This is a genomic window from Nostoc sp. (assembly GCF_036918245.1).
Lineage (GTDB): Bacteria > Cyanobacteriota > Cyanobacteriia > Cyanobacteriales > Nostocaceae > Nostoc.
Map to the genome: position 1 here is coordinate 49,864 of NZ_JBALEF010000072.1, position 6,509 is coordinate 56,372.

The window sequence follows — 6,509 nt, forward strand, 5'->3', positions numbered from 1 at the left end:
AGTCTTCTTATTTGCCAGATTGTACTTTACTGACTTGATCGGCTGCGATCGCATACCAAATTTGACCGAAAGTCTGTTGATTGAGTTTCTTACGCTGCTGAGTGGGAAACAACTGATCGAATTTTTCATTTGTGTCTTTAGTCAATTGATCGATTGTATAGTTCCCAAACTGCCCTGATCGCGCTTGTCGTCTCCATGTATCGTAATCTTTTTGACTATAGTTTCCTAATTTCTGACGAGCTGCTGTACTTAGGTTAGCCTGTTCTAATTTATCCAATAAATCGTCAGCGAAACCAGACCATTCATCTCGTAAACCAGCGTCTTCAGATTTAGATGTCAGGCTACGTCCTTTTAATTCTGGTTTTCTTGTATAAAATAAATCATCTACTGTGCGAATAAAAAATCCTTCAGTAATTTCTAGCTCTTGACGACGACTGATAATTTTTTGGAGGTTGCTATTTCCTTTGTCGCTACCTGGTTTACCATTGGGATTTGGAAACTGGGGAATTTGCGGTAATGAGATTGATGGGATAGTAATTGAAGTTACACTCTTAATCACTGCATTTACCACTGCCCAAGCACCTGCACCAGTTAAGACAATTAAAGCCGTTCCCCCTAAACTCATCATAAAAGGGCGAATCCAAACAGGGAAAGATGCCGGTTTAGCAATTGCTTGCGTTTGCCTCTGGAATCGACTTACAACAGTATTGGCGCGTTGTCTTCCTGGAGCAACTACCATCGTCTTAATCTTGCTAGTAATAGAATTACCTAGAGATTTAATCGCAGTTGGCGATGGTAAATCTCTGAGGATTTGCTCGGCTCGTTGGTAGCGATCGCTCGGTCTATAAGCTAGCATCTTTTTTAACACCGCTTCCAGTTGGGGACTCACTTGGATTTGTTTCCCCCACCCCCAAATTCCCTGATAGCTGTCGTATAATTTTTGTGGTTCTTCACCTGTGAGCAACACCAGTGATGTCACCGCTAAAGAATATAAATCACTATTAAAAAAGGCTTTTCCCTGCCGTAGCTGTTCTTCTGGAGCGTAGCCTTTTTTACCCAACAAAGTATTATTTTCAGCTAACTTGGTACGCCAAAAACCTTGAGAAGCTGGCAATTGCTTAACGCCACCAAAATCAATTAGTACTGGCAAATTATCAGAACGCCGCCAGATTAGATTATCGGCAGAGATATCACGGTGAATTACATCTTGTGAGTGGATGTATGATAAAACAGGTAAAATTTGTTGCAGAAGGGTGATTACTTCCTCTTCACTGAAAGTCTTTCCTTGACTTTGACGCTGTTCTAATAATTGGTAGTAATTATCACCATCCACATAATCTTGTACTAAAAAGAAAAAATCTTTAGTGCCTATCTTCACTTGTAGCGAGGCGTGAAAACGGGGAATCTGTGGATGCTGGAGTTTTTTCAGAACATTGGCTTCTCTTTCAAATAACTCTTTAGCTTTTTGTAAATCTTGATTTTCTTGTACTTGGGGTGCAAATTCCTTCAGCACACAGATTTGATGGGATTTATTGATATCTTCCGCCAAATAGGTGCGTCCAAAGCCACCTTGCCCTAGATGACGGATAATTTGATAGCGATTATCCACAACCTGTCCCACAGCAAGAGGTAATGGTTCACCACAATGGGTACAAAAGCGGTTACTACCATTATTTGTGTGTTGTTTACTGCAATAGAGCTGCATGGTGCTGAAGGATAAATTAAGGTTTTATGGAATGACTACAACGCGCATACCCTCATTTTCGGATATTCTACGAATTACGTTAGCGCAGCGTTAGCGAGTCATCGTACTCTTACAGAGAAGCAAGCTACGCGCAGCGTCTCGTAGAAAGCGTCATTACGAATTACGAATTATTTTAAACGGTGTTGGTTCTACTTCAGAATAAATAAGCAAGCGTCATGAACGGCAAATCAAGACAGCAGCAAGTAATTAAAGCATTTGAAGACTTTTTGTCTACCCCCTTAGAAACGATACTGCAACGGCATCTCAACACTCAAACTTCGGCAGCGTTGAGTTTATTTCACGATGTGGCGGCGAATGTACCTGCCTACAAGGCGTTTTTAGCAGAAAGGGAAATTAATCCCGCGACTATTCAAACCTTGGAAGAGTTTCAGAAATTACCAGCGATCGCTAAACAAAATTATATACTGCGTTATCCTCTAGCTGACTTGTGCCGCAACGGACAACTCCAAGGGTGCGACATGATAGCTGCTTCATCAGGTTCCAGTGGGAAACCGACATTTTGGCCTCGTTTTTTCACAGATGAACTCCAAATCGCTACACGCTTTGAACAGATTTTTCACGATAGTTTCTATGCAGATACCAGACGTACCCTAGCAGTGATTTGTTTCTCTTTAGGCACTTGGGTAGGTGGGATGTTTACCACCAATTGCTGTCGTTATCTTGCTAGCAAAGGTTATCCCATCACTGTAATTACTCCTGGTAACAACAAAGAAGAAATCTTGCGAGTTGTCCAAGAACTAGGCTCAGGTTTTGAGCAAGTTGTGTTATTGGGATACCCGCCATTTTTAAAAGATGTGATTGATACTGGTATCGCTCGTGGTGTGGAGTGGCAGCAATATCAGATTAAATTAGTGATGGCAGGAGAAGTATTTAGTGAAGAATGGCGGAGTTTAGTTGGCGAAAGAGTTGGTTCACAAAATCCTTGTTATGATTTTGCATCACTCTACGGCACTGCGGATGCGGGAGTTTTGGGTAATGAAACACCGTTAAGTATCAGCATTCGCCGTTTTTTGGCAGAAAAGCCTGATGCAGCTAGAGCTTTATTTGGGGAATCGCGTTTACCCACGTTAGTACAGTATGATCCTTGCAATCGCTTTTTTGAAGTTCAAGATGGCGGATTGCTGTTTTCGGGAGATAACGGTATTCCCTTAGTACGCTATGACATCTTAGATACTGGCGGGATAATTAGTTATGATGCCATGCTGCAATTTTTAGCTGAATGGGGATTTAACCCACTCGAAAATCTCCGTTCTGAAGCTCAAAACTCACCTAGAGGTATTCATCAGCTACCTTTCGTTTATGTCTTCGGGCGTTCTAACTTTACAGTTTCCTACTTTGGCGCAAACATCTATCCAGAAAATGTGACTGTGGGATTAGAGCAACCAGTAATTCAAGATTGGGTGACGGGTAAATTCGTGTTGCAGGTGAAGGAAGATGCTGACAAAAATCGATTTTTATCTGTAGTTGTGGAATTAGCACCAGGAGTAGAGGGTAGTGAAGCTTTAAGGGAAGCGATCGCATCTTCTATTCTTTCACAACTGCTCCGCTTAAATAGCGAGTTTGCTAATTATGTTCCCCCAGAATATCAAACACCACAAGTTACATTAGCGCCAATGGGTGATTTTGAATATTTCCCGATTGGGGTGAAACATCGTTATACCCGTCAATAGAGTTTGGTTTCGCTTTCATCTCCAAAAAGCGTTTAATAATCAGCCAGATATAATTAATGGCATAACAGCGCCATTGCCCGATTAGCGCTCAAACTGGATGGAAGTAGAAGGCAGCACCCAGTATAGCATAGGTTGCTAGCAGCAACATCCCCTCTAACCAGTTAGAGCGACCATCCAAACTAATTAAGTTGGCAATAACCACTGCAATGATCACTGCAACAACCTCAAACAAGTTAAAGTTTAAATCCATTGGTTGTCCAATTACCTGCCCAACTAGCACAAGGAGCGGCGCAACCAACAAAGCAACTAGTAGACTCGATCCCATTGCTACAGATACTGCCAAATCCATATTGTTCTTAATCGCTACTCGGATAGCAGTTACATATTCGGCTGCACCTCCAACTAGTGGTAATAAAATTACTCCGGTAAACAAAGGTGTCAATCCTAGTCCTTTTGTTGCCTCTTCAACTGCACCAACAAAAATCTCAGACATGAACGCTATACCAATGGTTGCCACAAGCAAAACACCAACCCAAAGGCTCAAGTTTGGCTTTGAATGTTTATCTTGCTCTGTGGCGGCCTCGTCTTCAGAAACACCTTCTAGTTCTACAACCCCAACATCGTAGAGGTAGCTGTGAGTCTTCAAGGAGAATAACAGCGTAAAACCATAAACTACAATTAAAATGACTGCTACAAAAATCGACAGATTAGTAATAGCGCTTTGCTCGACCACATTAGATGTAGTGATCACCATTGCAGGCAGTACAATTGCAATCACTGCTAGTGTCATTGTCGAGCCATTGACTCGCGCTGCCATTGGCTGAAAAGTCTGCTCTTTATAGCGTAATCCTCCCAGCAACATAGATAGCCCCATTACCAGCAGTAAATTACTGATAATAGCCCCAGTAATGCTGGCTTTAACAATATCTACCAAGCCTGCTTTGAGAGCTACTAGAGCAATAATTAGCTCAGTTGCATTCCCGAAGACTGCATTTAACAAGCCTCCTATAGAAGGCCCTAAAACCACAGCAATTTCTTCTGTGGCCTTACTCAGCCAAACTGCTAACGGAATAATTGCAAGTGCTGAAAGTCCAAACACCGTTAATGCATCCCATTCTAACTTTTCTGCCACAATAGCAATAGGAACGAAAACTAGCAAACCTATTGAAATTAGATTTTTAGTTTGTATATTTTTGAGTTCGGTTGGCATGAGTATATAACTCTAATAATGATAACTATTGTTTAATTCATTGAAATACAGCAGATTGCAACAGGCGTGAGGTACAGATTATCGTAAGGGCACAACATTGTTCATTGGTATCAACTTAACGTAAAACCCTTATAAAGACGTGATATTCAGTTCTCTGGCTTCCCATCACGATCCGCGTTACCCCACCCTAACCCTCCCCTTGGAAAGGGGAGGGAACTGGATTTTCTTGTTTCCCCCCTTTCTAAGGGGGGATTAAGGGGGGTAAAAGGCCTGCGGGATAAGCGTTTGAACTTAAGTTGACACGTATGAACAATGTTGTGCCCCTACCCGTGTACTTCATTTACCTGAAATACGCTGTAACTGCACAATAGAAGCAGTTTTCTTTGTCTGTAACACTTACTAAAGAACTTACAGTATATAAATTTCCTTTCCCTAAAGAATTTTATCTGCTGCGAAAAACTTTGCTAACTGGCTAAAGATGGATGAAGCTGGTAAATAAACTAATCCCTTTGACTGCTGTAATTGCTACTTATTACAATTAACGCTTTTCCATCACTCTTAAAAGAGCGTTAGGGATTTCCAAGAAATAAATTATCCAAATAAACTAACCGCAGAGACGCAGAGAGAGGAGAAATAGAGAAGATTTTTGCGTCAGTTTTGGGATATTTTTTTATTTGAAGTCTTTTAATTAACTTATCGCGGCGATCGCAAAAACAATCGCATTGCCATTCTATTTACAATATCTGTTTTACTAGGGGCGATGTCTGCGACGGGCTACGCCTACGCATTCCCTAGATTGCGGAAAGATCGGACGCGATAGATTTACGAGACGCTTACGATACGCGATGAATCGCGTCTTTACAAGAGATTGCTGTTTCTACATTTCCCTTATGTTTTGGCTGGAGGAAGTATTTTTCTTTCCTACTCTCCATCTTTCACTTTCTCTTATTGATGCCAAGCTTGATAAAAAGCAGAGTAGGGCATACTTTGGGCGTACTTCCAGATAACTTTGTAGCAATTATTAAATTGCTCAAAGTCATTTTTGTAAGTTTCAGGTGATAAGTAATCCTTCAACACGGTGATAACACTCGGCATCTGTTTCTCTGACAGAATTTGCCTTAAGCTAGATACCGCTAGCCTTCGGGTAGAATGATCCAGTTGTGGTTTGCCGATTAACTCCACCAAAGCAGCGATCGCTTTTTCGTTGCCAGAGCCAATTTTCCTTAAGCTTTCTGCAGCTTCGTATCGGGTAGAAAAATCCAGTTGTGGTTTGCCGATTAACTCCACCAAAGCATCAATCGCTTTTTGGTTGCCTGGGTCAATTTTCCCTAAGCTTTCTGCCACTAGCCATCGGGTAGAAAAATCCAGTTGTGGTTTGCTGATTAATTCCACCAAAGCATCAATTGCTTTTTGGTTGCCAGGGTCAATTTTCCCTAAGCTATATGCCGCTAGCCATCGGGTAGAAAAATCCAGTTGTGGTTTGCCGATTAACTCCACCAAAGCATCAATCGCTTTTTGGTTGCCAGGGTCAATTTTCCCTAAGCTATATGCCGCTAGCCTTCGGGTAGTATCTGGTTTGCCGATTAACTCCACTAAAGCAGCGATCGCTTTTTGGTTGCCAGAGCCAATTTTCCCTAAGCTTTCTGCCGCTTGCCTTCGGGTATTATCATCCAGTTGTGGATTGCCGATTAACTCCACCAAAGCATCAATCGCTTTTTGGTTGCCAGGGTCAATTTTCCCTAAGCTTTCTGCCACTAGCCATCGGGTAGTATCATCCAGTTGTGGATTGCCGATTAACTCCACCAAAGCATCAATCGCTTTTTGGTTGCCAGGGTCAATTTTCCCTAAGCTTTCTGCCACTAGC

The 6,509-nt window shown here is 41.9% G+C and carries 4 protein-coding genes; 1 reads left to right on the forward strand and 3 read right to left on the reverse strand.

The genetic code is table 11. The features are described 5' to 3' along the window. Positions 1-7: 7 nt before the first annotated feature. Positions 8-1,705, reverse strand: coding sequence for a serine/threonine-protein kinase (locus V7L12_RS21310; RefSeq protein ID WP_335087276.1), 1,698 nt, complete (start codon positions 1,703-1,705; stop codon positions 8-10). Positions 1,706-1,920: 215 nt separating this feature from the next. Between V7L12_RS21310 and V7L12_RS21315 the strand changes: the two genes are divergently transcribed. Continuing rightward, positions 1,921-3,435 carry a phenylacetate--CoA ligase family protein gene (locus V7L12_RS21315; RefSeq protein WP_335087278.1) on the forward strand — a complete coding sequence of 505 codons (1,515 nt, stop codon included), beginning with the start codon at positions 1,921-1,923 and terminating at the stop codon, positions 3,433-3,435. An 88-nt stretch (positions 3,436-3,523) separates the two neighbouring features. On the opposite strand, the gene cax is transcribed toward V7L12_RS21315, so the two are convergent. Together cax and V7L12_RS21325 are read right to left on the reverse strand one after the other, a co-directional pair. Next, the gene (cax, locus tag V7L12_RS21320; RefSeq protein WP_335087280.1) at positions 3,524-4,645 is read right to left on the reverse strand and encodes a calcium/proton exchanger; all 1,122 of its coding nucleotides are present in this window, start codon (positions 4,643-4,645) and stop codon (positions 3,524-3,526) included. Between the two features lie 945 nt (positions 4,646-5,590). After that, positions 5,591-6,509: HEAT repeat domain-containing protein (locus tag V7L12_RS21325; protein ID WP_335087281.1), on the reverse strand; the 919-nt coding region annotated here is incomplete at its 5' end.

Bases quoted from the DNA above. Each gene is read 5' to 3' on its own strand.
- V7L12_RS21310 (WP_335087276.1), bottom strand. From the start codon at position 1,705: ATGCAGCTCTATTGCAGTAAACAACACACAAATAATGGTAGTAACCGC.
- V7L12_RS21315 (WP_335087278.1), top strand. From the start codon at position 1,921: ATGAACGGCAAATCAAGACAGCAGCAAGTAATTAAAGCATTTGAAGAC.
- cax (WP_335087280.1), bottom strand. From the start codon at position 4,645: ATGCCAACCGAACTCAAAAATATACAAACTAAAAATCTAATTTCAATA.